The organism is Streptomyces tremellae (genome assembly GCF_039540215.1).
Classification (GTDB): Bacteria; Actinomycetota; Actinomycetes; order Streptomycetales; family Streptomycetaceae; genus Streptomyces; species Streptomyces tremellae.
Genome location: NZ_BAABEP010000022.1, coordinates 29,081 through 55,834 on the forward strand (window position 1 = coordinate 29,081; position 26,754 = coordinate 55,834).

Sequence of the window (26,754 nt, forward strand, 5' to 3'; positions counted from 1 at the left end):
GGGGAGAATGGCCGGCATGAGCGTCAGCATTCCAGTGTCCGAGACGGCCGAAGCGCCCCACAGGGCGGGCTTCGCCTGCTTCGTCGGGCGTCCCAACGCGGGCAAGTCCACCCTCACGAACGCTCTGGTGGGCAAGAAGGTGGCGATCACCTCCAACCGCCCGCAGACCACCCGGCACACGGTCCGCGGCATCGTGCACCGGCCGGGCGCGCAGCTGATCCTGGTGGACACGCCGGGGCTGCACAAGCCGCGGACCCTGCTCGGCGAGCGGCTCAACGACGTGGTGCGCACGACGTGGGCCGAGGTCGACGTGATCGGGTTCTGCCTGCCGGCCGACCAGAAGCTCGGCCCCGGCGACCGGTACATCGCCAAGGAGCTGGCGGGGATCAGGAAGACGCCGAAGGTGGCCGTGGTCACCAAGACCGACCTGGTCGACTCGAAGACCCTGGCCGAGCAGCTGGTCGCCGTCGACCGGCTGGCCGGGGAACTCGGCTTCGCGTGGGCGGAGATCGTCCCGGTCTCCGCGGTCGGCGACAAGCAGGTGGGGCTGCTCGCCGACCTGCTGGTGCCGTTGCTGCCCGAGAGCCCGCCGCTGTACCCGGAGGGCGACCTGACCGACGAGCCGGAGCAGGTCATGGTCGCCGAGCTGATCCGCGAGGCGGCACTCGAAGGCGTGCGGGACGAACTGCCGCACTCGATCGCGGTGGTGGTCGAGGAGATGGCGCCGCGCGCCGACCGCCCGGCGGACCGGCCGCTCGTCGACATCCACGCCAACGTGTACATCGAGCGCCCCAGCCAGAAGGGGATCATCATCGGCCCCAAGGGCAGCCGCCTGAAGGAGGTCGGGACGAAGTCCCGCAAGCACATCGAGGCGCTGCTCGGCACCCCGGTCTTCCTCGACCTGCATGTGAAGGTCGCCAAGGACTGGCAGCGCGACCCCAAGCAGCTGCGCAGGCTGGGCTTCTGAGCCGCACGCCGGGGGCGCGTACCGGTCGGCCGCGCGCCGGGGTGGCCCGCGTCACGCCGCCGACCTGCGGCCGGAAGGCTCGGCTTCCGCATGCTGATACGGGCGTCCCGCCGACGCGGGACGTGGGATAGAGTTCCGTCATCATGCGTTACGGGCTGCTTCTCCTTAGCTGCCGCGGTGAGGGTCTGTTGTCGTAGGCCGGCCCCCTCCCCGCGGAGTTCGGTGTTGCGGTGATCCCCGCCCCGTCGGCCGTCCCCGTCCCGAGCGGACACCGGTCATCCACCGACCTCCGCGGACCTCACGAGGAGCCTCACGCACATGTCCCGCAAGACGCCCATCACGAACGCGACGCACACCCAGAAGCCGTCCGGGATGCCGATCCACAAGTACGGCCGGTACGAGGCCGTGGACATCCCCGACCGCACCTGGCCCGACAACCGGATCACGGTCGCGCCCCGCTGGCTCTCCACCGACCTGCGCGACGGCAACCAGGCGCTGATCGACCCCATGTCGCCCGCCCGCAAGCGGGAGATGTTCGACCTGCTCGTGCGCATGGGCTACAAGGAGATCGAGGTCGGCTTCCCCGCGTCGGGCGAGACCGACTTCGCGTTCGTACGGTCGATCATCGAGGACCCCGACGCGATCCCCGAGGACGTGACCATCTCCGTCCTGACGCAGGCCCGCGAGGAGCTGATCGAGCGCACCGTCGAGTCGCTGCGCGGCGCGCACCGGGCCACGGTCCACCTGTACAACGCGACAGCGCCCACCTTCCGCCGGGTCGTCTTCGGCGGTACGAAGGACCAGATCAAGCAGATCGCGGTGGACGGCACCCGGCTGGTGACGGAGTACGCGCAGAAGATCCTCGGCCCGGAGACGACCTTCGGCTACCAGTACAGCCCGGAGATCTTCACCGACACCGAGCTGGACTTCGCCCTGGAGGTCTGTGAGGCGGTCATGGACGTCTGGCAGCCTGAGGAGGGCCGCGAGATCATCCTCAACCTGCCCGCCACGGTGGAGCGTTCGACGCCGTCGACGCACGCGGACCGGTTCGAGTGGATGTCGCGTCACCTGTCGCGCCGCGACTTCGTCTGCCTGTCGGTGCACCCGCACAACGACCGGGGCACCGCCGTGGCCGCCGCGGAGCTGGCGATCATGGCGGGCGCCGACCGCATCGAGGGCTGCCTGTTCGGGCAGGGCGAGCGCACCGGCAACGTCGACCTGGTGACGCTGGGCATGAACCTCTTCTCACAGGGCGTCGACCCGCAGATCGACTTCTCGCAGATCGACGAGATCCGCCGCACCAGCGAGTACTGCAACCAGATGGAGATCCACCCCCGCCACCCCTACGCGGGCGACCTGGTCTACACGTCCTTCTCCGGCTCCCACCAGGACGCCATCAAGAAGGGCTTCGACGCGCTGCAGGCCGACGCGGCCGCACAGGGCGTCACCGTCGACGACATCCAGTGGAACGTCCCGTACCTGCCGATCGACCCGAAGGACGTCGGCAGGTCGTACGAGGCGGTCATCCGGGTCAACTCGCAGTCCGGCAAGGGCGGTGTCGCGTACGTATTGAAGAACGACCACCACCTGGACCTGCCGCGGCGCATGCAGATCGAGTTCTCCCGGATCATCCAGGCGAAGACCGACGCCGAGGGCGGCGAGGTCACGCCGGCCGAGATCTGGGCGGTCTTCCAGGACGAGTACCTGCCGAACCCGGACAACCCGTGGGGCCGGATCCAGCTGCGTTCGGGCCAGTCCACGGTGGACACGGAGGGTCGCGACACCCTGACCGTGACGGCGACGGTCGACGGCGAGGAGCACGAGCTGCGCGGCACGGGCAACGGCCCGATCTCCGCCTTCTTCGAGGCGCTGGCGGCCGTGAGCGTCGACGCGAGGCTGCTGGACTACCAGGAGCACACGCTGAGCGAGGGCGCCCGCGCGCAGGCCGCGTCGTACATCGAGTGCGCGATCGACGGCAAGGTGCTGTGGGGCATCGGCATCGACGCGAACACCACGCGCGCCTCGCTGAAGGCCGTGGTCTCCGCGGTCAACCGCGCGGGCCGCTGAGCACACTCGGCGGGTGATCACCCACCGTGACACTCTGGTGGGTGACTTCTCCGTCATGGTGCGTCCGCCCGTCCTGACCTGAGGGTTTCCCGAACCCCGTCCGCCGGCTCCGGTGGGCGGGGTTCGGCCATGTCTGGTGAACTGGATACAGGGGTACTGACGTAGTTACGGGGATGTGGCTAACATCACGTCCACGGCGACGATGCCGAACCGTTACGGAGGTGCGCGACGTGCTGCGAGCTGAGGGAAACAGCGGCCGGAAACTGCGCATCTGGGGCACCCGCACGTCGTGGACGACCGTGGGGGACGGCGAGTTCTTCTGCCCTGACTGCGGTGGCGACCGCAACTACCGACGCCGTACGGGCCGTTGCAGGTTCACGATCCTCGGTGTGCCCCTGCTGGCGCGCGGCAGCGCGGGCCCCGTCGTCGAGTGCGGCTCCTGCCACGGGCGCTTCGGCCTCGACGTCCTCGACCACCCCACCACCGCGCGGTTCTCCGCGATGCTGCGGGACGCGGTCCACACCGTCACGCTCGCGGTGCTCGCCGCCGGCGGCACCGGCTCGCGCACGGTCCGGGAGACCGCCGTCGTCACGGTCAGGGCCGCCGGGTTCGACGACTGCACGGAGGACCAGCTGACCGAGCTGGTGGAGGCGCTCGCCGCCGACACGGGCCGCTTCGTGGTCGACCCGGGTCCCTGCGGCGCCGCGCTCGCCATCGAGCTGCACGAGGCGCTCGAACCGCTCGCGCCGCACCTGGCGGCCGCGGGCCGCGAGTCGATCGTGCTGGACGCGGCGCGGGTGGCGCTCGCGGACGGCGCGTACAGCCCCGCGGAGCGCGAGGTGCTGACGACGGTCGGCGGCGCGCTCCAGCTGGCGCCCGACACCACCGTGCGGCTGCTCGCCGCGGCCTCCCACACCCCGTACTGACCGCCGCGCGCCCGCGGGGCCCGACGGCGCGGCCCGGTGCCGCACGCGGGGCGTGGCGTGCGGGACAATGGGGTCCATGAGTCTGTTCCGGGACGACGGTGTCGTGCTGCGGACCCAGAAGCTCGGTGAGGCGGACCGCATCATCACGCTCCTGACCCGCGGCCACGGCCGCGTCCGCGCCGTCGCGCGCGGAGTGCGGCGTACGAAGTCGAAGTTCGGGGCGCGGCTCGAACCCTTCTCCCATGTCGACGTGCAGTTCTTCGCGCGCGGCAGCGAACTGGTCGGCCGCGGCCTCCCGCTGTGCACGCAGAGTGAGACCATCGCCCCGTACGGCAGCGGCATCGTCACCGACTACGCCCGCTACACGGCGGGCACCGCGATGCTGGAGACCGCGGAGCGGTTCACCGACCACGAGGGCGAACCCGCCACGCAGCAGTACCTGTTGCTCATCGGCGGGCTGCGGACCCTCGCGCGGGGCGAGCACGAACCGCATCTCATCCTCGACGCGTTCCTGCTGCGCTCCCTCGCCGTCAACGGCTACGCGCCGAGCTTCGACAACTGCGCCAGGTGCGGCCTCGACGGCCCCAACCGCTTCTTCTCCGTCGCGGCGGGCGGCATCGTCTGCGGCGACTGCCGCGTCCCCGGCAGCGTCGTGCCCTCCACCGAGGCCGTCAGCCTGCTCGGCGCCCTGCTGACCGGCGACTGGGCCACCGCCGACGCCTGCGAGGCCCGGCACGCGCGGGAGGGCAGCGGCCTGGTCTCCGCGTACCTCCACTGGCACCTGGAGCGCGGCCTGCGCTCCCTGAAGTACGTCGACACCGGCCACGGCCGCACGGCCGGGCCCCGAGTGGCCCGGGGCGCGGGCGGCGACATACCCTGACGGCACCCCGGCGCATGCGCGATGGAGAAACCGCAGGTCAGTCCGGTCGCCGGGGCGCATCCCTTTCGCGAAGTCAGGAGATCACGGGGCATGGCACGACTCATGGGGCGCTCCCGCCGCGAGTACAGGACGCCGGAACCGCACCCGTCGGGTGCCGTACCGCCGAAGATCCCCGGCGAGCTGGTGCCGCGGCACGTGGCGATCGTGATGGACGGCAACGGCCGGTGGGCCAAGGAACGAGGGCTGCCGCGCACCGAGGGCCACAGGGTGGGGGAGGGCGTCGTGATGGACGTCCTCAAGGGGTGCATCGAGATGGGTGTGAAGAACCTGTCGCTGTACGCCTTCTCCACCGAGAACTGGAAGCGCACCCCCGACGAGGTGCGGTTCCTGATGAACTTCAACCGCGACGTGATCCGCCGCCGCCGTGACGAGATGGACGAGCTCGGCATCCGCATCCGCTGGGTCGGCCGCATGCCGAAGCTGTGGAAGTCCGTGGTGCAGGAGCTGCAGGTCGCCCAGGAGCAGACCGTCGACAACGACGCGATGACCCTGTACTTCTGCGTCAACTACGGTGGCAGGGCCGAGATCGCGGACGCGGCGCGCGCCATCGCCGAGGAGGTCGCCGCCGGGCGGCTCGACCCGTCGAAGGTCAACGAGAAGACCTTCGCCAAGTACATGTACTACCCGGACATGCCGGACGTGGACGTGTTCCTGCGCCCGAGCGGTGAGCAGCGCACATCCAACTACCTGATCTGGCAGAGCAGTTACGCCGAGATGGTGTTCCAGGACGTGCTGTGGCCGGACTTCGACAGGCGCGACCTGTGGAATGCCTGCCTGGAGTTCGCCCAGCGCGACCGCCGCTTCGGCGGCGCACTCCCGAACGACCCGAAGCCCGCCCGGGAGCCCTCCACCGAGGCCCCGCGGAGCTGAGGAAGGGGGCGCCGCCGGTGAGCGGCGCCCCCCTCCAGGGCGTCACACGGCGTCAGGAAGCGGACCACCGGTGGTGTGTCGCCCGTCTGCGCCGGCGGGGAGTTCGGTGACGCCGAGGGCGAACTCCGCGTTCCCCACCCCGTGGTTGGCGAGGCCCACGGTGACCACGCCCGCTCCTTCCAGCCAGTGCGCCATTTTCAGGCCGCCGACGTCGAGCGGGCGCATCCCGAGGGTCTGGACGAACGCCCCCACGCCCGCCTTGGCCTGCGCGTCGTCGCCGGCGATGAAGACGTCGGGCCATCCCTTCTCCAGGACGTGGCGGAAGACGGTGTTGAACGCCTTCACCACGTGGGCGTCGGCCGGGGCGGCCTTGGCGGCCTCCTGTGCGATCGAGGTCTCCTCGCGGTGGGCCAGCCCGTCGAACGCGGGGTTGAAGGGGTTGCTGATGTCGACGATGACCTTGCCCGCGAGAGCGTCTCCGTAGTGGGCGACGACCGGCACGACACCGTCGTACAACAGGGCCACGATGACGATGTCCCCGGCCGGAGCGGTTCCCCACTCTCCCGTCGCCGCGCCGCCGCCGAGCGATGTGGCCAGGTCGGCGGCCTTGGACTGGTCGCGGCCCATGACCTCGACGGTGTTGCCGCCCGCTATGGCCCGTGCGCCGATGGTGCGGGCCATGGTGCCGGTGCCGATGATGCTGATGCCGCTCATGGGGTGTCCTGCCCTGGTGGTGGTGTGGGTCCGGTTCAGAGGGCGGTGGTGCCGCCGTCGGCGACGAGTTCCATGCCGTTGACGTAGCTGGAGTCGTCGGAGGCGAGGAAGAGGGCGGCGGTGGCGATTTCGCCGGGGCTGCCCATCCGGCCGCGGGGGATGAGGGACTCGAACTGGCGCTTGGCGGCCTCGTCGAAGAGTTCCTCCTGCTTGGCGGTGGCGACCTGTCCGGGGGTCAGGACATTGACGCGGATGCGGCGGTCCTTGAGCTCGTTGAGCCAGACACGGGCCCATGCCTGCTGGACGGCCTTGCTGCCGGCGTAGACGCTCCAGCCGGGGAAGGCGCCGAGGGAGGCGTTGGAGCCGGTCATGAGGATGGACCCGCCGTCGTTGAAGAGGGGGAGCGCCTTCTGGACGGTGAACAGGGTGCCGCGGGCGTTGAGTCCGAACCAGGTGTCGAACTGGGCCTCGGTGATCTCGCCGAGAGGGGCGGGTTCGCCCCCTCCGGCGCTCGCCCACAGCACGTCGAGGCTTCCCTTCTCCCGCTTGACGGTGTCGTACAGGCGGTCCAGGTCGTCCAGGTCGGCGGCGTCGCCCCGGACGCCGGTGACGTTGCGGCCGATCTGCCGCACGGCCTTGTCCAGGGCCTCCTGGCGACGGCCGGTGAGGAAGACGTGCGCCCCTTCGTCGACGAACAGCTTCGCACCGGCCAGCGCCATTCCGGTGGTGCCTCCTGTGATGACCGCGACCTTGCCGTCGAGCTTTCCCATGGTCGTTCCCTCAAGTCGGTGGTGCCGTGTGGGACGGGGAGGAGGTGACAGAGTTATGTACACCGATCCGTATGCTTACGGTACTGGGCGGGCGGGTGGGGCGCAAGCTATGTACACTGGGCGTTACCTCCCTGGGGTACGATGAACCCCATGACGGAGTTGGAGAAGGGCCCCACGGGCCGCCGCCGCGGCCGGGGCGCCCGCGAACGCATCCTCGGCGCGTCCCGACAGCTGTTCCGCGAGCAGGGCATCAACCGCACCGGCATGGACCAGCTCTGTGCTGCGGCCCAGGTGTCCAAGCGCACGGCATACCAGCACTTCACCGGCAAGGACGAGCTCGTCGCCGAGTACCTGCGCCGGTTCGACCCCGCCGTGCTGTCCGGCGTGTTCGACCGCGCCGACCTCACGCCCAGGGAACGGCTCCTCGCCGCCTTCGACGTCTCCCCAGGCACACCCCTGTGCCCGTACATCGCTGCCGCCGTGGAACTCCACGACCCCCAGCACCCCGCGTCCCGGTACGCACGCGACTACAAGAAGGCCGTCGCCGCGCGGCTCGCCGACACCGCCCGCGAAGCCGGCGCGGCCGACCCCGAACAGCTCGGCGAGCAGCTCGCGTTGCTCATCGACGGCGCCGCGGCCCGCAGCCGGGTCCTCGACGCCGACGCCTTCCCCACCGCCGCCGCCGTCGCCGCCGTCCTCATCGACAACGCTCTCCCCGCCGCAGCGGGCGACGGCCGTCGGGGGGAGGAAGTGCCGAGCTGACACGGTGGGCGGCCGGCCGGACGCGCGCCCGCATCCGGCCGGGCCGGCCGTTGAGGTCGCTCCAGCCGTACGCGAGGAGCGCGCGGGGCCCTCAGGGGCCGGGGCGGCACCGCGCGTGGCCGGCGGGCCGGCGGTCTACTTCTCGCGGGCCGCGCAGTCCGCGCAGGTACCGAAGATCTCCAGGGTGTGGGCGACGCCCACGTAGCCGTGCTGGGCGGCGACGGTCTCGGCCCACTGCTCGACCGCGGGGCCCTCGACCTCCACCGCGGCGCCGCAGCCGCGGCACACCAGGTGGTGGTGGTGCGACTCGCTCGCGCACCGCCGGTACACGGACTCGCCGTCCGTCGTGCGCAGCACGTCGACCTCGCCCGCGTCCGCGAGGGACTGGAGCGTGCGGTAGACGGTGGTCAGGCCGACGGAGTCGCCGCGGTGCTTGAGCATGTCGTGCAGCTCCTGCGCGCTGCGGAACTCCTCGACCTCGTCCAGCGCGGACGCGACCGCCGCACGCTGGCGGGTGGACCTGCCGCGTACGGCGGGTCCGTCACTGTGCGCGGTCGTCACAGATGCCTCCTCGGCGTCATCGGTACCTGGGTCACGGCTCCCTCCATTCTGCCAGCCGCCGCCGATTTGATCCGGGGGGTGCGGCCGCCGCTAATCTGAGGTATTCGCCATTCGCCGTCATCGTAATGAAGAGAGCACCGTGGCCGCCGACAAGATCGACAGCATCGTCAACCTGAGCAAGCGCCGTGGCTTCGTCTACCCGTCCAGTGAGATCTACGGCGGCCAGCGCGCCGCCTGGGACTACGGGCCGCTCGGGGTCGAGCTGAAGGAGAACATCAAGCGCCAGTGGTGGCGCGCCATGGTCACCTCCCGCGAGGACGTCGTCGGCCTCGACTCCTCGGTGATCCTCGCGACCGAGGTGTGGCAGGCGTCGGGACACGTCGAGACCTTCACGGACCCGCTCACCGAGTGCACGTACTGCCACAAGCGGTTCCGCGCCGACCACCTGGAAGAGGCGTACGAGGAGAAGCACGGCAAGGCTCCGGCGAACGGCCTCGCCGACATCAACTGCCCCAACTGCGGCAACAAGGGCACCTTCACCGAGCCCAAGCAGTTCTCCGGCCTGCTGGCCACGCACCTCGGCCCGACGCAGGACTCCGGCTCCGTCGCCTACCTGCGCCCCGAGACCGCGCAGGGCATCTTCACCAACTTCGCCCAGGTCCAGCAGACCTCGCGCAAGAAGCCGCCGTTCGGCATCGCCCAGATCGGCAAGTCCTTCCGCAACGAGATCACGCCGGGCAACTTCATCTTCCGCACCCGCGAGTTCGAGCAGATGGAGATGGAGTTCTTCGTCAAGCCGGGCGAGGACGAGAAGTGGCACGAGTACTGGCTTGAGCAGCGCTGGAGCTGGTACACGGGGCTCGGCATGCGCGAGGAGAACATGCGCTGGTTCGAGCACCCCAAGGAGAAGCTCTCCCACTACTCGAAGCGCACGGCCGACATCGAGTACCGCTTCCAGTTCGGCGGCAGCGAGTGGGGCGAGCTGGAAGGCGTCGCCAACCGCACCGACTACGACCTGTCCGCGCACGCCAAGGCCTCGGGCCACGACCTGTCGTACTTCGACCAGGAGGCCGGCGAGCGCTGGACGCCGTACGTGATCGAGCCCGCCGCGGGCGTCGGCCGCGGCATGCTCGCCTTCATGCTCGACGCGTTCAACGAGGACGAGGCGCCCAACGCGAAGGGCGTCATGGAGAAGCGCACGGTGATGCGCCTCGACCCGCGGCTCGCGCCGGTCAAGGTCGCGGTGCTCCCGCTCTCCCGCAACCCGCAGCTCTCGCCGAAGGCCAAGGGCCTCGCCGAGGACCTGCGGCGCAACTGGAACATCGAGTTCGACGACGCGGGCGCCATCGGCCGCCGCTACCGCCGCCAGGACGAGATCGGCACGCCGTTCTGCGTGACCGTCGACTTCGACACCCTGGACGACAACGCGGTCACCGTGCGCGAGCGCGACACGATGGCGCAGGAGCGCGTCTCCCTGGACCAGATCCAGGCGTACCTGGGCGCCCGCCTGCTCGGCTGCTGAGGGCTTCCGCGCAGGCGGTACGGCACGGCATGCGGAAGGGCCCGTCCCCGGACCGGGGGGCGGGCCCTTCGCCGTGCCCGCCCGCCCCGCCTCCGTACGGGCGCGGTGCGGACGCGGTACGGGCGCGGGGGTCAGGAGACCGCGCGGGGCAGCCGCAGCGCCAGCAGGCCCGTGAGCACCACCAGGCCCAGCTGCGTCAGCAGCGTCACGGCCAGCGCGTGGCCCATGTGCGCCGTGCCCGCGCCGGCCAGCGTCAGGAACAGCGAGCCGAGCGTGGCCACCCCGAGCGCCAGTGTCGACTGCTGGGTGGTGACCATCACGCCGCTGCCCACGCCCGCGCGCTCCTGCGGCACGTCGGAGAGCACGATCCGGAACAGCACCGGCAGCTGGAGCCCCTGCCCCGCGCCCGCGAGCGCCGTGCCGGGCAGCAGCGCGAGCGTGCCGACCGAGGGCCAGTCGCGCCACACCGCGTACGCGAGGAGCGCGAGGCCGAGGCCCTGGAGGGCGGCGCCCGCGGGCACGATGCGGCTGCCGTGGCGGCGCACCAGCCGGGGCCCGGCGAGGGACGCGGCGAAGAACGTCACGGCGAGCGGCACGAGCGCCACGCCCGCCGCGACGGCGCCCATCCCGAGACCCTGCTGGAGGGCGACGGCGAAGACGAACATGAAGCCGCCGAAGCCGATGGAGAACGGCACCACGAGGACCAGCCCGCGCCGCAGCGACACCTGCTGGAACAGGCTCGGCGGCACCAGCGGCGTGCGGCCCGCGCGGTCGGCGCGCCGCTCCACCGCGTAGAGCGCGTACGCGAGGAAAGGGAACGCGGCGAGCGACACCCACGTCCACAGTGGCCAGCCCGCCGCGCGGCCCTCGGTGAGCGGCGCGAGCAGCGAGGTGAGCGCGGCGGCGAGGAGCAGCGTGCCCGGCACGTCGACCGGGGCGGGCGCCTGCGAGCGGGTCTCGGGCACGGACCGCACGGCGAGGAACAGGCCGACGACCGCGACAGGCACGTTCACCAGGAAGATCGCGCGCCAGCCGGAGCCCGCGATGTCGGCGGCGACCAGCACGCCCCCGAGTATCTGGCCCGCGACCATCGCGAGGCCCGCCGTCGCGCCGTACATCGACAGGGCGCGGGCCCTGCGGTGGCCCGTCGTGGAGGCGTGGATCGTGGCGAGCACCTGCGGCAGCATCAGCGCGGCCGCCGCGCCCTGCGCGACCCTGGCGGCCACCAGGGACCAGGCGTCGGGCGCGAGACCGCAGGCGAGGGAGGTGACGCCGAACGCGGCCATGCCCGCGAGGAACAGCCTGCGGCGGCCGAACATGTCGCCGAGCCTGCCGCCGAGCACCAGCAGCACCGCGTAGCTCAGGCCGTACCCGGCGACGACCAGTTCGAGCAGCGCCGCGCCCGCGTCGAGGTCGCGCTCGATGGTGGGCAGGGCGACGTTGACGATGAAGAAGTCGATCAGGGGGAGTGCCGCGCCCAGCAGCACCGTGAACAGGCCGAGCGGGCCGAGCGCCGCGCCGTGGCGGTGGACGACCGCCCCCTGGTCGCCTCGCGGGCGCTGCGGCGCCGCCTGGGGGCCCGCGGGCGGCGCCGTCGCGGGCCCTGCCGCCGCCGTGGCGGCGGAAGTGGATGCCTTGGTCATGCCACCGACGATCGCCCTCCTCGCAACCAGGTACCAGAGTGTCTTTATCCTGGTAGAAGAAGTACCTGGTAACAGGGTGGGCCCTGCGGCAGACTGAAACACATGACGACGACCACCGTCCAGGGCGACCCGGGGCAGCCGCCCAGGGCCCCCGCGCAGCGCCCGGACGTGCGCCGCCGCGAGCTGGCGGAGTTCCTGCGCAGCCGCCGCGAGCGCATCAGCCCCGAGCAGGTGGGCCTGGCGCGCGGCAGCCGCCGCCGCACCCCGGGGCTGCGCCGCGAGGAGGTCGCGCACCTCTCGTCGGTCGGCGTCACCTGGTACACGTGGCTCGAACAGGCCCGCGACATCAAGGTCTCCCCGCAGGTTCTCGACGCGCTGGCCCGCGCCCTGCTGCTCGACCCGGTCGAGCGGGCCCACCTGTTCGCGCTGGCAGGCGGCGTCGACCCGGACCCGACGACGCCCTGCCCGCAGGTCACACCCGCGCTGCGGGGCATGCTGGAGCAGCTCGAACCCTTCCCCGCCGCCGTACAGAACAGCAGGTACGACCTGCTCGCGTACAACAGCACGTACGGCGTGCTGATGCGCGACCTCGACGTGCTGCCGCCCGAGGACCGCAACTGCCTCTGGCTCGCCTTCACCGACGACGCGTGGCGCGCCGCGCTGGTGGACCGGGCGAACGCGCAGCGCGCGATGGCGGCGCGTTTCCGCGCCTCGATGGCCGAGCACCTGGGCGACCCGGCGTGGAAGGCGCTGCTCGCCCGGCTGCGGGGCGCGTCCGAGGAGTTCCGCGCGGCCTGGGACCGGCACGAGGTCGACACCAACACGGGCTACCGCAAGAGCTTCGACAACGCCGTCGTCGGGCGGCTGAACCTGGAGCAGACGCCGCTGTGGCTCGGCCCCAAGGCGGGCCCAGTGCTGCTCGGTTACGTCCCGGTGGACGAGGAGACGAAGGAGCGGCTCGGCCGGCTTGAGACGTACGCGCGCGACCTGCGCGCCCGGCGGGCGCAGCCGCACGGGGCGCGCCCGGCACGCGCGTACGCCGAGCTCTGAGGCCGGGGCACCGCGGCCGGGCGCGCCGTCAGACGCGGTGGGACGGGCCCGAGCGGACCGGCGCGGCGGCCCCTGCCCCCCGCGGCGGCGCGTCCTGCGGCTGCTCGAAGAGGGCCGCCGCGCGTTGCGCGCTCCGGCGCGCCCAGTCGCCGCTGGTGGCGATGCCGAGGACGAGGACCGCGAAGCCGCACGCCGTCAGGATCCACCAGGCGGGGCGCGCCGCTTCGGAGAACGAGGCGAGGTACGCGGCCGACGGGTGCCCCGAGCCCGCGGGGGAGGCGACGGCCGAGGTGACACCGCCCGCGAGCACCGCGCCGAGCACGGCCACGCCCAGCGTCGAACCGATCTGGCGGCTGGTGGAGGCGACCGCGGCGGCCACGCCCGCCTGCGAGCGCGGCATGCCGGAGACCGCGGTGTTGGTGATGGGCGCGTTGACCCAGCCGAACCCGAAGCCGAACAGCACGTACCCGAGGAACAGCAGCGGCGTGTGCGCGTCCGCCTGGAAGGCGGCGAACAGCACCCCGCTCACGGTCATCCCCACGCCCGCGACGACCAGCGAGGGCCGCGGCCCCCTGCTGCCGACGAGGCGTCCCGACAGCGGCGCGCAGACACCGGTGACCGCGGCCATCGGCAGCAGGTAGAGACCCGCGTGCAGGGCGGTCAGGCCCCGCGCCTCCTGGAGGTAGAGCGTGTTGACGAAGAGGAAGCCGCCGAGCCCGGCGAACGCGCAGACCGCGATCACGGTGGCGCCGCTGAACGGCGCGCTGCGGAAGAACCGCAGGTCGATCAGGGGCTCCGCGCGCCGGGGCTCGTACGTCAGCAGGGCGGCGAGGCAGGCCACGGCCAGGCAGATCAGCGCCAGGATGCGCGGCGACGTCCAGCCGGCCGAGGGGACCTCGATGATGGTGTAGGTGACCGCGCCCAGCACGCCGATCACCAGCGCCTGCCCGACCGGGTCGGGCCTGCGGGCCTTCGCGGCGCGCGACTCCGGCACGAACTTCCAGGTCAGCACGGACGCGGCCAGGCCGATCGGCAGGTTGATCCAGAAGATCGAGCGCCACCCGACGGAGTCCACGAGCACCCCGCCGACCAACGGCCCCGCCGCCATGGACAGGCCGACCACGCCGCCCCACACACCGATGGCGCGGGCCCGCTCCCGCGGTTCCGTGAAGGTGTTGGTGATGATCGACATGGCGACCGGGTTGAGCATCGAGCCGCCGACGGCCTGGAGCATCCGGAAGACGACCAGCGTCTCCAGATTGGGCGCGACCGAGCAGAGCACCGAGCCGATGGTGAAGACCACCAGGCCGGTCTTGAAGACGCGGCGGCGGCCGATCCGGTCGGCCGTGGAACCCGAGAGCATCAGCAGCGAGGCGAGGACCAGCGTGTACGCGTCGATCGTCCACTGGAGTCCTGAGACGCTCGCGTGCAGTTCCTTCTGCATGGCGGGCAGGGCGACGTTGAGGACGGTGTTGTCGAGGCTGACGATCAGCAGGCTCATGCAGCAGATCGCAAGCACCAGCATCCGCCGTCGGGGGCTGAGCTCGGGCATACATCGATAGTACGCAAAACTAATGACCTGGGTGTAACGCACACCTGATTCCCCGCCGGGGCTCCGCGTGGGATACGTGACAATGGGTCCATGACCACCGAGACCCCTGCCCCTCCGGCCGCCGTGCGCGCCGAGGCCCCCGCCGCGCGGGCGGCCGCCGCGCTCCAGGTCGGTCCCTACGCCGTCACGCCGCCCGTGGTGCTCGCGCCGATGGCGGGCATCACCAACGCGCCGTTCCGGACGCTGTGCCGGGAGTTCGCGGGCGGCAAGGGCCTCTTCGTCAGTGAGATGATCACCACACGGGCGCTGGTCGAGCGCAACGAGAAGACCATGCAGCTGATCCGGTTCGACCCGGGCGAGACGCCCCGCTCCATCCAGCTGTACGGCGTCGACCCGGAGACCGTGGGCCGGGCCGTCCGCATGATCGTGGACGAGGACCTGGCCGACCACATCGACCTCAACTTCGGCTGTCCCGTGCCGAAGGTCACCCGCAAGGGCGGCGGCTCGGCCCTCCCGTACAAGCGGCCCCTGCTCCGCGCCATCCTCCACCAGGCCGTCTCCAACGCCGGCGCCCTGCCGGTCACCATGAAGATGCGCAAGGGCATCGACGACGACCACCTCACCAGCCTGGACGCCGGGCGGATCGCCGTGGACGAGGGCGTGACCGCGATCGCCCTGCACGGCAGGACCGCGGCCCAGCACTACGGCGGCACCGCGGACTGGGAGTCCATCGCCCGCCTCAAGGAGCACGTCCCGGAGATCCCCGTCCTCGGCAACGGCGACATCTGGTCCGCGGACGACGCCCTGCGCATGGTGCGCGAGACGGGCTGCGACGGCGTCGTGGTGGGCCGCGGCTGCCTCGGGCGGCCCTGGATCTTCGCCGACCTCGTCGCCGGGTTCGAGGGCACGGGCGAGGCGCTGCGGCCCACGCTGCGCCAGGTCGCCGCCGTGATGCACCGGCACGCGCAGCTGCTGGGGGAGTGGCTCGGCGACGAGGCGCGCGGCGTGGTCGACTTCCGCAAGCACGTCGCCTGGTACCTCAAGGGCTTCGCGGTCGGCTCCGAGCTGCGCAGGAAGCTCGCGGTCACCTCCTCGCTCGCCCAGCTCGACGAGCTGCTCGCCGGGCTCGACCTGGACCAGCCCTGGCCCCAGGGCGCGGACGGCCCGCGTGGCCGCTCCTCGGGCAACAACCGCGTGGTCCTGCCGGACGGCTGGCTGCGCGACCCGTACGACTGCGCGGGAGTCGACGCCTCCGCCGAACTCGCCACCTCGGGCGGCTGATCCGCCTCCCCGGGGGCCGGCGGCCGCTAGGGTGCCCGGAGTGAACACCACCTCTCCACCCCCGCTGTCTTCCGCCTGATCGTGACGGGAGGGGGTACCGGTGGTCACGCCTATCCCGCTCTGACCGCGATCCGCACGACGCAGGCCCGTCTGGCCGGCGACGCCCGCACGCCGGACGTGCTGTGGATCGGCGCCTCCGAGGGCCTGGAGGCTCGGGTCAGGGCGCCGGTGGTGCCGGGCGCGGCGGGTGCGGGTGGTTCGGCAGCCGCTGACGTGGTAGTCGTCCGGAGTGCGCCGGTCTCCCCGGCGCTCCGTACGACCGAGAGGGAACCACGATGGAGTACAGGCAGCTCGGACGCTCGGGGTTGCGCGTCTCCGTGCTCTCCATGGGCACCATGACGTTCGGCGGCAAGGACCAGTTCGGCCGGCTCGGCAACACGGACGTGGCGGGCGCCAAGCGGCAGATCGACATGTGTCTGGACGCGGGCGTCAACCTGATCGACACGGCCAACATGTACTCGGGGGGCCTGTCCGAGGAGATCGTGGGCAAGGCGCTCGCGGGACGGCGCGACAAGGTGCTGATCTCCGACAAGGTCCGCATGAAGATGGGCGACGGACCCAACGAGCAGGGTCTGTCCCGCCAGCACATCCTGGAGCAGGTGGAGGCGAGCCTGCGCCGCCTCGGCACCGACCACCTGGACATCTACCACGTGCACGAGTGGGACGGGCAGACACCGCTGGAGGAGACCCTCCAGACCCTGGACTCCCTGGTGCGCTCCGGCAAGGTCCGCTACCTCGGTGTCTCCAACTACACCGGCTGGCAGCTGATGAAGGCGCTCGCCGCCTCCGACGCGCACGGCTGGGAACGCTTCGTCAGCAACCAGATCTACTACTCGCTCGAATCCCGCGACGCCGAGTACGAGCTGGTCCCGCTCTCCCTCGACCAGGGCCTCGGCGTGATGGTGTGGAGTCCGCTCGCGGGCGGGCTGCTGTCCGGCAAGTACCGGCGCGGGCAGCAGGCAAGCGAGGGCCGTCACCTCACCGAGTGGAGCGAACCGCCCGTGCGCGACGAGGAGAAGCTGTACAACACGATCGAGACGGTCGTCGACATCGCCTCGGCCCACGGCGCGTCACCCGCGCAGGTCTCCCTCGCCTACCTGCTCGCGAAGCCGGCCGTCACCACACTGGTCATCGGCGCCCGCAAGGACGAGCAACTCGCCGACAACCTCGGCGCCGCCGAGGTCGCGCTCTCGGCGGAGGACGTGGACCGGCTCGACAAGGTGAGCGCGCCGTACCTGATCTACCCGCACTGGCACCAGGCGGCCGCGGCCTCCGACCGCTTCGGCGTCCCGGACCTGGCGCTGCACGGCCGGGCGCGCTGAGCGCGGCCGCCGTACGCAAGGAGCCCGGGTGCGGGCGTCCCCTCAGGGCGCCCGCACCGGGTGCGGGGTGACCGAAGGGCCCGCGTGGCGCTCAAGGGGCGACGCCGCCGCCGAGTTGCTCACCGCGAACGCCACGCTGCCCGGCAGGTAGCGGTCGTCCGTCCACTCGATGGGGCGGCCCGCCGCCGTGTACGTCAGGTAGCGCTGCCGCAGCAGCGGGCTGCCGCGGCGCACCCCCAGCAGCCGCGCGTCCTCGCTGCCCGCCGCCACCGCGTCGATCAGGTGCTCCCCGTAGTGCGCCACGATCCCCGCGTTCTCGGCGATGCTGTCCATGATCGAGACGCAGTCGTCCGGGAGGTCGCGGACCGCGGGCGCCACCCAGTCCGTGTACGCGGTGCGCTCCACGAGCACGGGCTCGCCGTCGAGCCTGCGCAGCCGCAGCACGTACAGCACCTCGCTGTCCCGCGCGACGCCGAGCCGCGATGCCTCCTCGGCCCCCGCGCGCCGCGTCGTGCGGGTGAGGATGCGGCTCGACACCTCGCAGCCCATCGCCTGCGCCCACTGCGCGAAACTCGTCAACTGGGCGAAGCTGTGACGCCGTTCCTGCCGCAGCACCACCCGGCGCGCCCCCTGCCGCGAGCCGATGAGCCCCTCGGAGGCGAGCAGGCCAACCGCCTGCCGCACCGTGCCGCGCGAGGCGCCCCAGCGGGCCGCGAGGTCGCTCTCCGAGGGCAGCAACGCCCCCACGGGATACTCCCCTTCGAGGATCGACCGGCGCAGCGCCTCCGCGATCTCCCCGTAGCGCGAACCGCTCACGCGTCCCCCTCCGCCTGCCGCACGTTCCCGCTTTGCCTGTGCACAGTTACGAGTATGTGCCACGGACCGGAAGCTCACTCTGACCACCTGTCCCTGCACGGTTGGTGACATCCCCCGGCTACCCCGTCTCAGGGTGTCAGCCGTGTCGAACACGGGTAGATCCGTGGTCGAACAGCCCGCCCCGTCTTCTCCTCACCGACCGCGGGCGGCCGCCACCCGTTCACCCACCGGTCACGGCGACCGGGCGAACTGATGCCGGCTTGTCTGAACAAGTGCGCTTCGCGCCGGGCAGGCCACGCCATCCCCCATGTCCTCGTACCCCTCTGCCATCCGGGAGACCAGCGTGACCAGAACCCGTACGCGCGACCGCCGCGGGCTCGCCGCCGCCGTGGCCCTGACCACCGCGGCGCTCACCGCGCTCACCGCCTGCGGCGCCAAGCAGGACGGCGCGGGCAGCGCCTCGTCGGCGGGCGGCGCCACGGCCGCCTCCGCCACCTCCGCCGCCGACTTCGGCGGCATGGACGCCCTCGTCGAGGCGGCCGAGAAGGAGGGCACGCTCAACGCGATAGCCCTGCCGCCCGACTGGGCCAACTACGGTGAGATCATCAAGGAGTTCGAGGCCAAGTACAAGATCAAGGTCAAGGACGAGACGCCCGACGCGGCCAGCGCGGACGAGATCAACGCGGTCACCTCCCGCAAGGGCCAGGGCCGCGCGCCCGACGTGGTCGACCTCGGCATCCCCTTCGACCGCAGCGGCGCCTCCCAGGGCCTGTTCGCCCCGTACAAGGTCGCGGACTTCGACAAGATCCCCGCGTCGCAGAAGGACCCGCAGGGCCTCTGGTACAACGACTACGGCGGCTACATCTCCATCGGCTGCGACGCCAAGCGCGTCAGGGTCTGCCCCACCACCTTCGCGGACCTCCTCAAGCCCGAGTACAAGGGCAAGGTCGCGCTCAACGGCAACCCCAACAAGTCCGGTTCCGCCTTCGGCGGCGTCTACGCGGCCGCCCTCGCCAACAAGGGCGGCTTCACCGACATCCAGCCCGGCATCGACTACTTCGGCAAGCTGAAGAGGAGCGGCAACTTCATCCCCGTCGAGTCCACACCGGCCACTGTGGAGAAGGGCGAGACGCCCATCTCCATCGACTGGGACTACCTGAACGCCTCCTACGCCGACGAGTTCACCTCCAAGGGCGTCGACTGGAAGGTCTCCGTACCCTCCGACGGCCAGTACGCCCAGTACTACTCGCAGGCCGTCAACAAGGACGCGCCACACCCGGCGGCCGCCCGCCTGTGGATGGAGTTCCTCTACAGCACCACCGGGCAGAACCTCTTCCTCAAGGGGTACGCGCGCCCCGTGCTGCTGCCCTCGATGACCGCGGACGGCTCCGCCGACAAGGCGTTCGTCGCCAAACTGCCCAAGGTGTCCGGCACTCCGGTCTTCCCGTCCTCCGGCGACCTCGACAAGGTCAAGGGCGTCCTCGCCCAGAACTGGGACAAGGCCGTCTCCTGATGCCGGCCGACACCCTGCCCGCACCGGGCACGCCCGCCCCGCGCGCCGCCGGCGGCGGCCGGCGGCGTCGCGCGTCGCGCTCCTGGCTCGGCACGCTCCCGCTGCTCGTCTTCGCCGCGGCCTGCTTCGGCCTGCCCGTCGGCTTCGTCGTCTACGGGGCCCTCACCACGGACCAGGGCGGCGCCACGCACGCGACCGGCGCCAACCTCTCCACCTCGCTCGGCGGCGCCTACCTCGCCTCGCTCACCGGCAGCGTCGAACTCTCCGCGCTGACCGCCCTGATCGGCTGCGTGCTCGGCATGCTGATCGCCCAGGCCGTGGTGGTCTCGCGGCGCGGCGCGCTGCGCGAGTCCGTGCTCACCGCCTCCGGCGTCCTCGCCAACTTCGGCGGGGTGCCCCTCGCGTTCGCCTTCGTCGCCACGCTCGGCATCTCCGGCGTCGTCACCCAGGTCGCGCACCTGGGCGCGGCCGGCTGGAACCTCTACTCGTTCCCCGGCCTCGTCGTCATTTACCTCTATTTCCTCATCCCGCTGATGGTCCTGGTGTCGGTTCCCGCACTCGACGGGCTGCGCCCGCAGTGGCGGGAGGCCGCGCTCAACTCGGGCGCCACGACAGGCCAGTTCTGGCGCCATGTCGGCATCCCGGTGCTCGCGCCCACGCTGCTCGGCGGCTTCGTGCTGCTGTTCGGCTCGGCCTTCGCCGCGTACGCCACCGCCGCCGCGCTGGTCGGCGGCTCCGTGCCGCTCGTGACCCTGAAGATCGCGGACGCGCTCTCCGGCAACGTCCAGGTCGGCCAGGAGAACGTGGCGCTCGCGCTCAGCCTCGACATGATCGTGATCGCCGGACTCGTGATGGCGGTCTACCTGCCCCTCCAGCGACGGAGCACCCGATGGCTGCACTGACCTCCACGGCGGACGGCGCGGGCACCGCGCCCGTCGCCTCCCCGCAGGGCGGCGCACCGGCGGCGAGGCGGCGCGCGGGGGCGCGGCGCGGGCGGCCCCGCGTCTGGCGGGGCGCCGTCCTCGGCCTCGCGGGCGTGGACTTCGTGGTGCCGCTCGTCGCGTCGTTCGTCTTCACCGTCCATGTCCCCGGCCAGGGCGTCGACTTCGACGCCTACACCGGCATACTCTCCGCCGACGGCTTCGGCCGGAGCCTGCTGCTCTCGCTCGGCCTCGCCGCCGCCACCATCGCGCTGTCGCTGCTGCTCGTGGTGCCCGCCATGGTCGCGGTGCGCCTCGGCGCGCCCCGGCTGCGGCCCGTGGTCGAGATCGTCTGCATGCTGCCCCTGGTCGTCCCGCCGATCGCGCTGGTCAGCGGCGTGCAGAGCGCGCTGAGGTGGGGCCCCGACCACCTGGCCACGACCCCGCTCTACCAGACCTTCATCGCCGTGCAGAACCCGTCGTTCCCCCTGGTGCTGGTCTTCGCCTACGTGGTGCTCGCGCTGCCCTTCGTCTACCGCTCGCTCGACGCGGGCCTGCGCGCCGTCGACCTCACCACGCTGGTGGAGGCGGCCCGCAACTGCGGGGCCTCGATGGCCGCGACCGTCTGGCGGGTCGTGCTGCCCAACCTGCGCTCCTCGCTGGCCGGCGCCGCGTTCCTGACGCTCGCGCTGGTCCTCGGCGAGTACACGATCGCCGCCCTCCTCGGCTACGAGCCGTTCGCGGTGTGGATCGTCACCATCTCGGGTGACCAGGCACAGATGTCGGTCGCGGTGTCGCTGCTCAGCCTGCTGATCGCCTGGGCGCTGCTGCTCGTGCTGTCGCGCGCGGGCGCCCGCGCCGACACCGGTGCCGCGGCGCCCGGCGCCGCGGCGGAGCCCCCCGCGCCCCGGGCGCGTACGGCACCGGCGTCCGGCGCCGCCCCCCTGCCCGCCACCTCAGCCAAGGAGTAGCCCTCCCATGGTCACACCCACCACGTCCCCCGCGCCCGCGGCGGACGGCCGCGCGCCCGCCACCGGGGCGCTCGTCGAATTCCGCGGCCTGCGCCGGGCGTTCGGCCCGACCGTCGCGCTCGACGGCCTCGACCTGACCGTGCGGCCCGGCGAACTCCTCGCCCTGCTGGGCCCTTCGGGCTGCGGCAAGACCACCGCGCTGCGCGTGCTCGCCGGGTTCGAGCACCCCGACGCGGGCGAGGTGCTGGTGGACGGCGAGGACATCACCCGCGTCCCCGCCAACCGGCGCGACGCGGGCATGGTCTTCCAGTCGTACAGCCTCTTCCCGCACCTCAGCGCCCGCGACAACGTCGCCTTCGGGCTGCGGGTGCGCAAGGTGGCGGCGGCCGAGCGGCGCGAGCGCGCGGCCGAACTCCTCGACCTCGTGGGGCTGCCCGACCACGGCGACCGCTTCCCGCACCAGATGTCGGGCGGCCAGCAGCAGCGGGTCGCGCTGGCCCGCGCGCTGGCGCTGCGGCCGCGCGTGCTGCTGCTCGACGAGCCGCTCTCCGCACTCGACGCGAAGGTCAGGCTGTCCCTGCGCGAGGAGATCAGGCGGCTCCAGCTCTCGCTCGGCATCACCACCATCTTCGTCACCCACGACCAGGAGGAGGCTCTCTCGATGGCGGACCGGGTCGCCGTCCTCAGCGCCGGCCGCCTCGAACAGTGCGCGAGCCCCGCAGCGTTGTACGAGCGCCCCGCGACGGCGTTCGTCGCCGAGTTCGTCGGCACGATGAACCGCCTGCCCGGCACCCTCGCGGGTCCCGGCCTCGTCCGGGTCGCGGGCGCGCTGCTCCCGGTGGACGGCGAGGCCCCCGCGGTGGCCGGGGGCGCGGTCGACGTGCTGATCAGGCCCGAGAACATCACGGCTGCGCCCGACCCCGAGGGCCCCGCGACCGTGGTGTCCGCGTCCTTCCTCGGCTCGGTCACCCGCGTCCTGCTCGACCTGCCGGACGGTACGGCCGTGAAGGCGGACGTCCCCTCGCGGGACGCGGGCGGGCTCGGGCCCGGCGTGCGCGCCGCGGTAGCCCCCGCCGACCGGCCGGTGCTCGTGGTCCCCGCTCCCGGCGCGTCCGGCGCGGGGCAGGCGGCGTGAGCACGGAGGGCCGTGCCGGCGGCCTTCACGCCCCGGCTCCAGGGACGGTGCCCGCGGCCGTGTTGTTCGACATGGACGGGACCCTGGTCGACACCGAGTGCCTCTGGTGGGACGCGGCGGCCGAGGTGGCCGCCGGTCTCGGCCACCGGCTCGGGGACGGCGACGCGCCCGAGGTGGTGGGCCGCGCCGTCCGGGACACCGCCGCGCACCTGGTGCGGGTCACGGCACGGGGGGCGGCAGGCCGGGCCGCCGCGGACCGCGCGGGGCCGGGCGGCGTGCACACCCCGGGCGCCGCGGCCCCACCGGAGGCGCCGGGCGGCCCCGCACGTCCGCCGGCCGGGGACGCGGCGGACCCGCCCGGCGCGCGGCGGGCCGATGCCGTCGACGCGGTCGCCCGCCGGCTGACCCGCGCGTTCTCGCTGCGGGCCGACGCCGGGGCGCCGCTGCGCCCCGGCGTCGACCCGCTGCTGGCTGCGCTGCGGGCGGCGGACGTGCCGTTCGCACTGGTCAGCGCCTCGCCAAGGAGTGTGGTCGACTCGGTCGTCGCGGGGGCGCTCGCGGACGCCGGTTTCGCGTTCACGCTCTCAGCCGACGACACCCCGCTGACCAAGCCGCACCCCGCGCCGTATCTCGCCGCCGCCGGGCGGCTCGGGGTGGCGCCCGGCGCGTGCGTGGCCGTGGAGGACTCGCCCGACGGGACCGCCTCGGCGCGCGCGGCCGGCTGCCCGGTACTGGTGGTGCCGTCGCTGCTGCCGGTGGCCGAGGGGGAAGGACGGTACTTCGCGGCCAGCCTCGACGGCATCGGTCCGGCCGATCTCGCGGCGTGCGTGAGCGTCGAATTCCGGCCGCGGACGGCGTGACATTCGCCACGTTTGATCTCAGAATTGCTCAGATGAGCGGATTGCGCTCGCCTGTGACTCTGGAAGGGGTGGCACTGGGTGCCACCCCTTCCGCGTTCGGGAACTGAACTCAGACGTCGTTGTCATTGCTCAGATGAGCGCATGAGGCCATGTCCTGGTCATCGACTCTTCGCTTCCTGAAAGATCCGGAGTGATCGGCTCCACTCCGGAGCGCTTTAGATCCAGTGGCGGACGGGTGGTTATGGCCGTATGACAGTCAGGTGGACATCCCCAGACGCCTTCGATCTGGGTATGTTCCTCGCCGTCAGGGCAGCTACCGCGTCCCGAGGAGTCGAGACCGTGTCGGAGAACCCGGAAAACCCGGAAAACCCGGAAAACCCGGAAAACCCGGAAAACCCGGAGAACCTGGAAAACAAGGATCGGTCGGCCGAGCGGTCGGAGAAGGCCCGGCAGGCCGCCGAGGGTCAGCGGACCGAGCACGCCGAGCGGGCACAGCAGGACGGGCAGGCCGGGAAATACGTCTACGACTTCACCGAGGGCAACAAGGGCATGAAGGGGCTGCTCGGCGGCAAGGGCGCCAACCTCGCCGAGATGACCAACCTCGGCCTCCCCGTCCCGCCCGGCTTCACCATCACCACCGAGGCGTGCAAGGTCTACCTGGCCTCAGGGTCGGAACCCGCCACGCTGCGTCGCGAGGTCAGCGCGCACCTCGCCACCCTGGAGGAGACGATGGGCAAGAAGCTCGGGCAGAGCGACGACCCCCTCCTCGTCTCGGTGCGCAGCGGCGCCAAGTTCTCCATGCCCGGCATGATGGACACCGTCCTCAATGTCGGCCTCTCCGACGACTCCGTCGCGGGCCTCGCCCAGCAGGCGGGTGACGAGCGCTTCGCGTGGGACTCGTACCGCCGCCTGATCCAGATGTTCGGCACCACCGTCCTCGGTGTCGACGGCGAACTCTTCGAGGACGCGCTCGACGAGGCCAAGCGGGGGCGCGGCGCCACCACCGACGTCGAGCTGGGGACCGCCGACCTGAAGAAGCTCGTCAAGGCGTTCAAGAAGATCGTCTCGCGCGAGGCGGGCCGTGACTTCCCGCAGGACCCGCGCGAGCAGATGGACCTCGCGATCCGCTCGGTCTTCGAATCCTGGAACACCGACAGGGCCAGGCTCTACCGCCGCCAGGAGCGCATCCCCGGCGACCTCGGGACAGCCGTCAACATCGTCGCGATGGTCTTCGGCAACCTCGGCCCCGACTCCGGCACGGGCGTCGCCTTCACCCGCGACCCGGCCAGCGGCCACCAGGGCGTCTACGGCGACTACCTCCAGAACGCGCAGGGCGAGGACGTGGTCGCCGGCATCCGCAACACGGTGCCGCTCGCCGATCTGGAGACCCTCGACAAGGCGTCGTACGACCGGCTCCTGGAGATCATGGAGATCCTGGAGAACCACTACCTCGACCTGTGCGACATCGAGTTCACGATCGAGCGCGGCACGCTGTGGATGCTCCAGACCCGGGTCGGCAAGCGCACCGCGGGCGCCGCCTTCCGCATCGCGACCCAGCTGGTCGACCAGGGCCTGATCGACGAGGCCGAGGCGCTGCGCCGGGTCAGCGGCGCGCAGCTCGCGCAGCTGATGTTCCCGCGCTTCGACGACGGCGCCAAGCGCGACCTGCTCGGCCGCGGCATCGCCGCGTCGCCCGGCGCGGCCGTGGGCAAGGCCGTCTTCGACTCGTACACCGCGATCAAGTGGTCGCGCTCGGGGGAGAAGGTCATCCTCGTGCGGCGCGAGACCAACCCCGACGACCTGGAGGGCATGATCGCCGCCGAGGGCATCCTCACCTCGCGCGGCGGCAAGACCTCGCACGCCGCGGTGGTCGCGCGCGGCATGGGCAAGACCTGTGTGTGCGGCGCGGAGGAACTGGAGGTCGACACCAAGAAGCGGCGCCTGACGGCCGGTTCGCGGGTGGTCGAGGAGGGCGACGTCATCTCCATCGACGGCTCGACAGGCAGGGTCTACCTCGACGAGGTGCCGGTCGTGCCCTCGCCGGTGGTCGAGTACTTCGAGGGCCGGATGCACGCGGGCGCCGAGGAGGCCGGCGAACTCGTCGAGTCCGTGCACCGGATGATGGCGTACGCGGACCGCAGGCGCAGGCTGCGGGTGCGCGCCAACGCGGACAACACCGAGGACGCGCTGCGCGCCCGCAGGTTCGGCGCCCAGGGCATCGGCCTCTGCCGCACCGAGCACATGTTCCTCGGTGAGCGCCGCGAGCTGGTGGAGCGGCTGATCCTCGCCGACACCGACGAGGAGCGCGACGCCGCGCTCGGGCAGCTGCTGCCGCTCCAGAAGGCGGACTTCGTCGAGCTGTTCGAGGCGATGGACGGGCTGCCCGTCACCGTGCGGCTGCTCGACCCGCCGCTGCACGAGTTCCTGCCCGACATCACCGAGCTGTCGGTGCGCGTCGCGCTCGCGGAGTCCCGCAAGGACGCCAACGAGAACGACCTGCGACTGCTCCAGGCCGTGCACAAGCTGCACGAGCAGAATCCGATGCTCGGCCTGCGCGGTGTGCGCCTCGGTCTGGTGATCCCGGGCCTCTTCGCCATGCAGGTGCGGGCCATCGCGGAGGCCGCGGCCGCGCGCCGCGAGGCCAAGGGCGACCCGCGCGCCGAGGTCATGATCCCGCTCGTCGGCACCGTGCAGGAGCTGGAGATCGTACGGGACGAGGCCGAGCGGGTCATCGCGGACGTCGAACGCGCCACGGGCACCGAGCTGAAGCTCTCCCTCGGCACGATGATCGAGCTGCCGCGCGCCGCGCTGACGGCCGGCCAGATCGCGGAGGCCGCCGAGTTCTTCTCGTTCGGCACCAACGACCTCACCCAGACGGTGTGGGGCTTCAGCCGCGACGACGTCGAGGCCAGCTTCTTCACCGCCTACCTGGAGAAGGGCATCTTCGGTGTCTCGCCGTTCGAGACCATCGACCGCGACGGCGTGGGCGCGCTGGTGCGCAGCGCGGCGGAGGCGGGCCGCGCCACCCGGCCCGACCTGAAGCTCGGCATCTGCGGCGAGCACGGCGGCGACCCCGAGTCCGTCCACTTCTTCCACGAGGCGGGCCTCGACTACGTGTCCTGCTCGCCGTTCCGCATCCCGGTCGCCCGCCTGGAGGCGGGCCGCGCCGCCGTGCTCGGCGCGTAGCCCCCCGCTCCGCCCCCGCCGCGCGGGCGGGCCGTACGGGCACCCCGACCCCGGGCCCGTACGGCAGGCCGTGCACCGTGCGGCGGCCGTACACCCGGCCGCCGCACGGGTGGGAAGCCGCCGGAGCCGCGGGCCCGCGCCACCCCTCACCGGCGCGGCACGGCGGTACCGGTTGTGCCCGGAGGCGGGTGCCGCTTGCGGTGCCCGTCTCCGGTGTGTTGGTCGCTGTTTGTGGTGCCCGTCTCCGGTGTGTTGGTCGCCGTTTGCGGTGCCCGCCTTCCGGTGTGTGTCCGCCACCGGAGGAAAGGCCAGGGAGACATGGGGGGTTGACGTGGCACGTGGTTAG

The 26,754-nt window shown here is 72.2% G+C and carries 22 protein-coding genes; 16 read left to right on the forward strand and 6 right to left on the reverse strand.

The annotated features are described in order from the left end of the window. Positions 1 to 7 precede the first annotated feature (7 nt). From era to ABEA77_RS17005, 5 genes are all read left to right on the forward strand, one after another. The gene (era, locus tag ABEA77_RS16985) at positions 8 to 967 is read left to right on the forward strand and encodes a GTPase Era (protein WP_425588293.1); all 960 of its coding nucleotides are present in this window, start codon (positions 8 to 10) and stop codon (positions 965 to 967) included. Between the two features lie 318 nt (positions 968 to 1,285). After that, positions 1,286 to 3,034, forward strand: coding sequence for a 2-isopropylmalate synthase (gene leuA, locus ABEA77_RS16990; RefSeq protein ID WP_345647724.1), 1,749 nt, complete (start codon positions 1,286 to 1,288; stop codon positions 3,032 to 3,034). A 230-nt stretch (positions 3,035 to 3,264) separates the two neighbouring features. Continuing rightward, a complete protein-coding gene (locus tag ABEA77_RS16995) occupies positions 3,265 to 3,960 on the forward strand; it encodes a tellurite resistance TerB family protein (RefSeq protein ID WP_425588294.1) in 696 nt (231 codons plus the stop codon). Between the two features lie 76 nt (positions 3,961 to 4,036). After that, positions 4,037 to 4,840, forward strand: coding sequence for a DNA repair protein RecO (recO, locus tag ABEA77_RS17000; RefSeq protein WP_345647726.1), 804 nt, complete (start codon positions 4,037 to 4,039; stop codon positions 4,838 to 4,840). Between the two features lie 90 nt (positions 4,841 to 4,930). Further along, the gene (locus ABEA77_RS17005; protein WP_345647729.1) at positions 4,931 to 5,770 is read left to right on the forward strand and encodes an isoprenyl transferase; all 840 of its coding nucleotides are present in this window, start codon (positions 4,931 to 4,933) and stop codon (positions 5,768 to 5,770) included. A gap of 42 nt (positions 5,771 to 5,812) precedes the next feature. Here the strand turns inward: ABEA77_RS17005 and ABEA77_RS17010 are convergent, their stop codons facing one another. Both ABEA77_RS17010 and ABEA77_RS17015 read right to left on the reverse strand, forming a co-directional pair. Further along, positions 5,813 to 6,484: an NADPH-dependent F420 reductase gene (locus tag ABEA77_RS17010; protein ID WP_345647732.1), complete on the reverse strand. Its 672-nt coding sequence runs from the start codon at positions 6,482 to 6,484 to the stop codon at positions 5,813 to 5,815. Between the two features lie 35 nt (positions 6,485 to 6,519). After that, entirely contained in the window at positions 6,520 to 7,254 is a 735-nt protein-coding gene (locus tag ABEA77_RS17015) for an SDR family NAD(P)-dependent oxidoreductase (protein ID WP_345647735.1), read from the reverse strand. 150 nt (positions 7,255 to 7,404) lie between these two features. Between ABEA77_RS17015 and ABEA77_RS17020 the strand changes: the two genes are divergently transcribed. Then, on the forward strand, positions 7,405 to 8,016 hold the full coding sequence (locus ABEA77_RS17020; RefSeq protein WP_345647738.1) for a TetR/AcrR family transcriptional regulator: 612 nt from the start codon (positions 7,405 to 7,407) through the stop codon (positions 8,014 to 8,016). A 135-nt stretch (positions 8,017 to 8,151) separates the two neighbouring features. Here the strand turns inward: ABEA77_RS17020 and ABEA77_RS17025 are convergent, their stop codons facing one another. After that, complete coding sequence (locus ABEA77_RS17025) at positions 8,152 to 8,577, reverse strand: Fur family transcriptional regulator (protein ID WP_345647740.1); 426 nt, start codon at positions 8,575 to 8,577, stop codon at positions 8,152 to 8,154. Between the two features lie 139 nt (positions 8,578 to 8,716). On the opposite strand from ABEA77_RS17025, the gene ABEA77_RS17030 reads away from it, so the two are divergent. Beyond that, the gene (locus ABEA77_RS17030) at positions 8,717 to 10,099 is read left to right on the forward strand and encodes a glycine--tRNA ligase (RefSeq protein WP_345647743.1); all 1,383 of its coding nucleotides are present in this window, start codon (positions 8,717 to 8,719) and stop codon (positions 10,097 to 10,099) included. A 131-nt stretch (positions 10,100 to 10,230) separates the two neighbouring features. Here the strand turns inward: ABEA77_RS17030 and ABEA77_RS17035 are convergent, their stop codons facing one another. Next, the gene (locus ABEA77_RS17035) at positions 10,231 to 11,742 is read right to left on the reverse strand and encodes an MFS transporter (RefSeq protein ID WP_345647746.1); all 1,512 of its coding nucleotides are present in this window, start codon (positions 11,740 to 11,742) and stop codon (positions 10,231 to 10,233) included. Between the two features lie 102 nt (positions 11,743 to 11,844). Between ABEA77_RS17035 and ABEA77_RS17040 the strand changes: the two genes are divergently transcribed. Beyond that, positions 11,845 to 12,792: a helix-turn-helix transcriptional regulator gene (locus ABEA77_RS17040; RefSeq protein WP_345647748.1), complete on the forward strand. Its 948-nt coding sequence runs from the start codon at positions 11,845 to 11,847 to the stop codon at positions 12,790 to 12,792. 28 nt (positions 12,793 to 12,820) lie between these two features. Here the strand turns inward: ABEA77_RS17040 and ABEA77_RS17045 are convergent, their stop codons facing one another. Continuing rightward, entirely contained in the window at positions 12,821 to 14,344 is a 1,524-nt protein-coding gene (locus ABEA77_RS17045) for an MFS transporter (RefSeq protein ID WP_345647751.1), read from the reverse strand. Between the two features lie 90 nt (positions 14,345 to 14,434). Here ABEA77_RS17045 and dusB point away from each other — a divergent pair, with 90 nt between their 5' ends. Continuing rightward, entirely contained in the window at positions 14,435 to 15,625 is a 1,191-nt protein-coding gene (dusB, locus tag ABEA77_RS17050) for a tRNA dihydrouridine synthase DusB (RefSeq protein ID WP_345647754.1), read from the forward strand. A 335-nt stretch (positions 15,626 to 15,960) separates the two neighbouring features. Beyond that, positions 15,961 to 17,007: an aldo/keto reductase gene (locus ABEA77_RS17060; RefSeq protein ID WP_345647757.1), complete on the forward strand. Its 1,047-nt coding sequence runs from the start codon at positions 15,961 to 15,963 to the stop codon at positions 17,005 to 17,007. Between the two features lie 42 nt (positions 17,008 to 17,049). Here ABEA77_RS17060 and ABEA77_RS17065 read toward each other — a convergent pair whose 3' ends face one another. Continuing rightward, positions 17,050 to 17,823 (reverse strand): GntR family transcriptional regulator, encoded by a 774-nt coding sequence (locus tag ABEA77_RS17065; protein WP_345647760.1) that lies wholly within the window; start codon positions 17,821 to 17,823, stop codon positions 17,050 to 17,052. 343 nt (positions 17,824 to 18,166) lie between these two features. Between ABEA77_RS17065 and ABEA77_RS17070 the strand changes: the two genes are divergently transcribed. The 6 genes from ABEA77_RS17070 to ppdK all read left to right on the forward strand — a co-directional run bounded on the left by ABEA77_RS17070 (position 18,167) and on the right by ppdK (position 26,408). After that, positions 18,167 to 19,336, forward strand: coding sequence for an ABC transporter substrate-binding protein (locus ABEA77_RS17070; RefSeq protein WP_425588295.1), 1,170 nt, complete (start codon positions 18,167 to 18,169; stop codon positions 19,334 to 19,336). Then, positions 19,336 to 20,238, forward strand: a complete 903-nt coding sequence (locus tag ABEA77_RS17075; protein ID WP_345647762.1) for an ABC transporter permease — start codon at positions 19,336 to 19,338, stop codon at positions 20,236 to 20,238. Before ABEA77_RS17070 ends, ABEA77_RS17075 begins: the two co-directional genes overlap by 1 nt. Further along, a complete protein-coding gene (locus tag ABEA77_RS17080; protein ID WP_345647763.1) occupies positions 20,226 to 21,227 on the forward strand; it encodes an ABC transporter permease in 1,002 nt (333 codons plus the stop codon). Before ABEA77_RS17075 ends, ABEA77_RS17080 begins: the two co-directional genes overlap by 13 nt. A 7-nt stretch (positions 21,228 to 21,234) precedes the next feature. Then, complete coding sequence (locus tag ABEA77_RS17085) at positions 21,235 to 22,362, forward strand: ABC transporter ATP-binding protein (protein ID WP_345647764.1); 1,128 nt, start codon at positions 21,235 to 21,237, stop codon at positions 22,360 to 22,362. Positions 22,363 to 22,421: 59 nt separating this feature from the next. Next, positions 22,422 to 23,222: an HAD family hydrolase gene (locus tag ABEA77_RS17090; RefSeq protein WP_345647766.1), complete on the forward strand. Its 801-nt coding sequence runs from the start codon at positions 22,422 to 22,424 to the stop codon at positions 23,220 to 23,222. 249 nt (positions 23,223 to 23,471) lie between these two features. After that, positions 23,472 to 26,408, forward strand: coding sequence for a pyruvate, phosphate dikinase (gene ppdK, locus ABEA77_RS17095; RefSeq protein ID WP_425588296.1), 2,937 nt, complete (start codon positions 23,472 to 23,474; stop codon positions 26,406 to 26,408). The last annotated feature ends 346 nt before the right edge of the window (positions 26,409 to 26,754 follow it).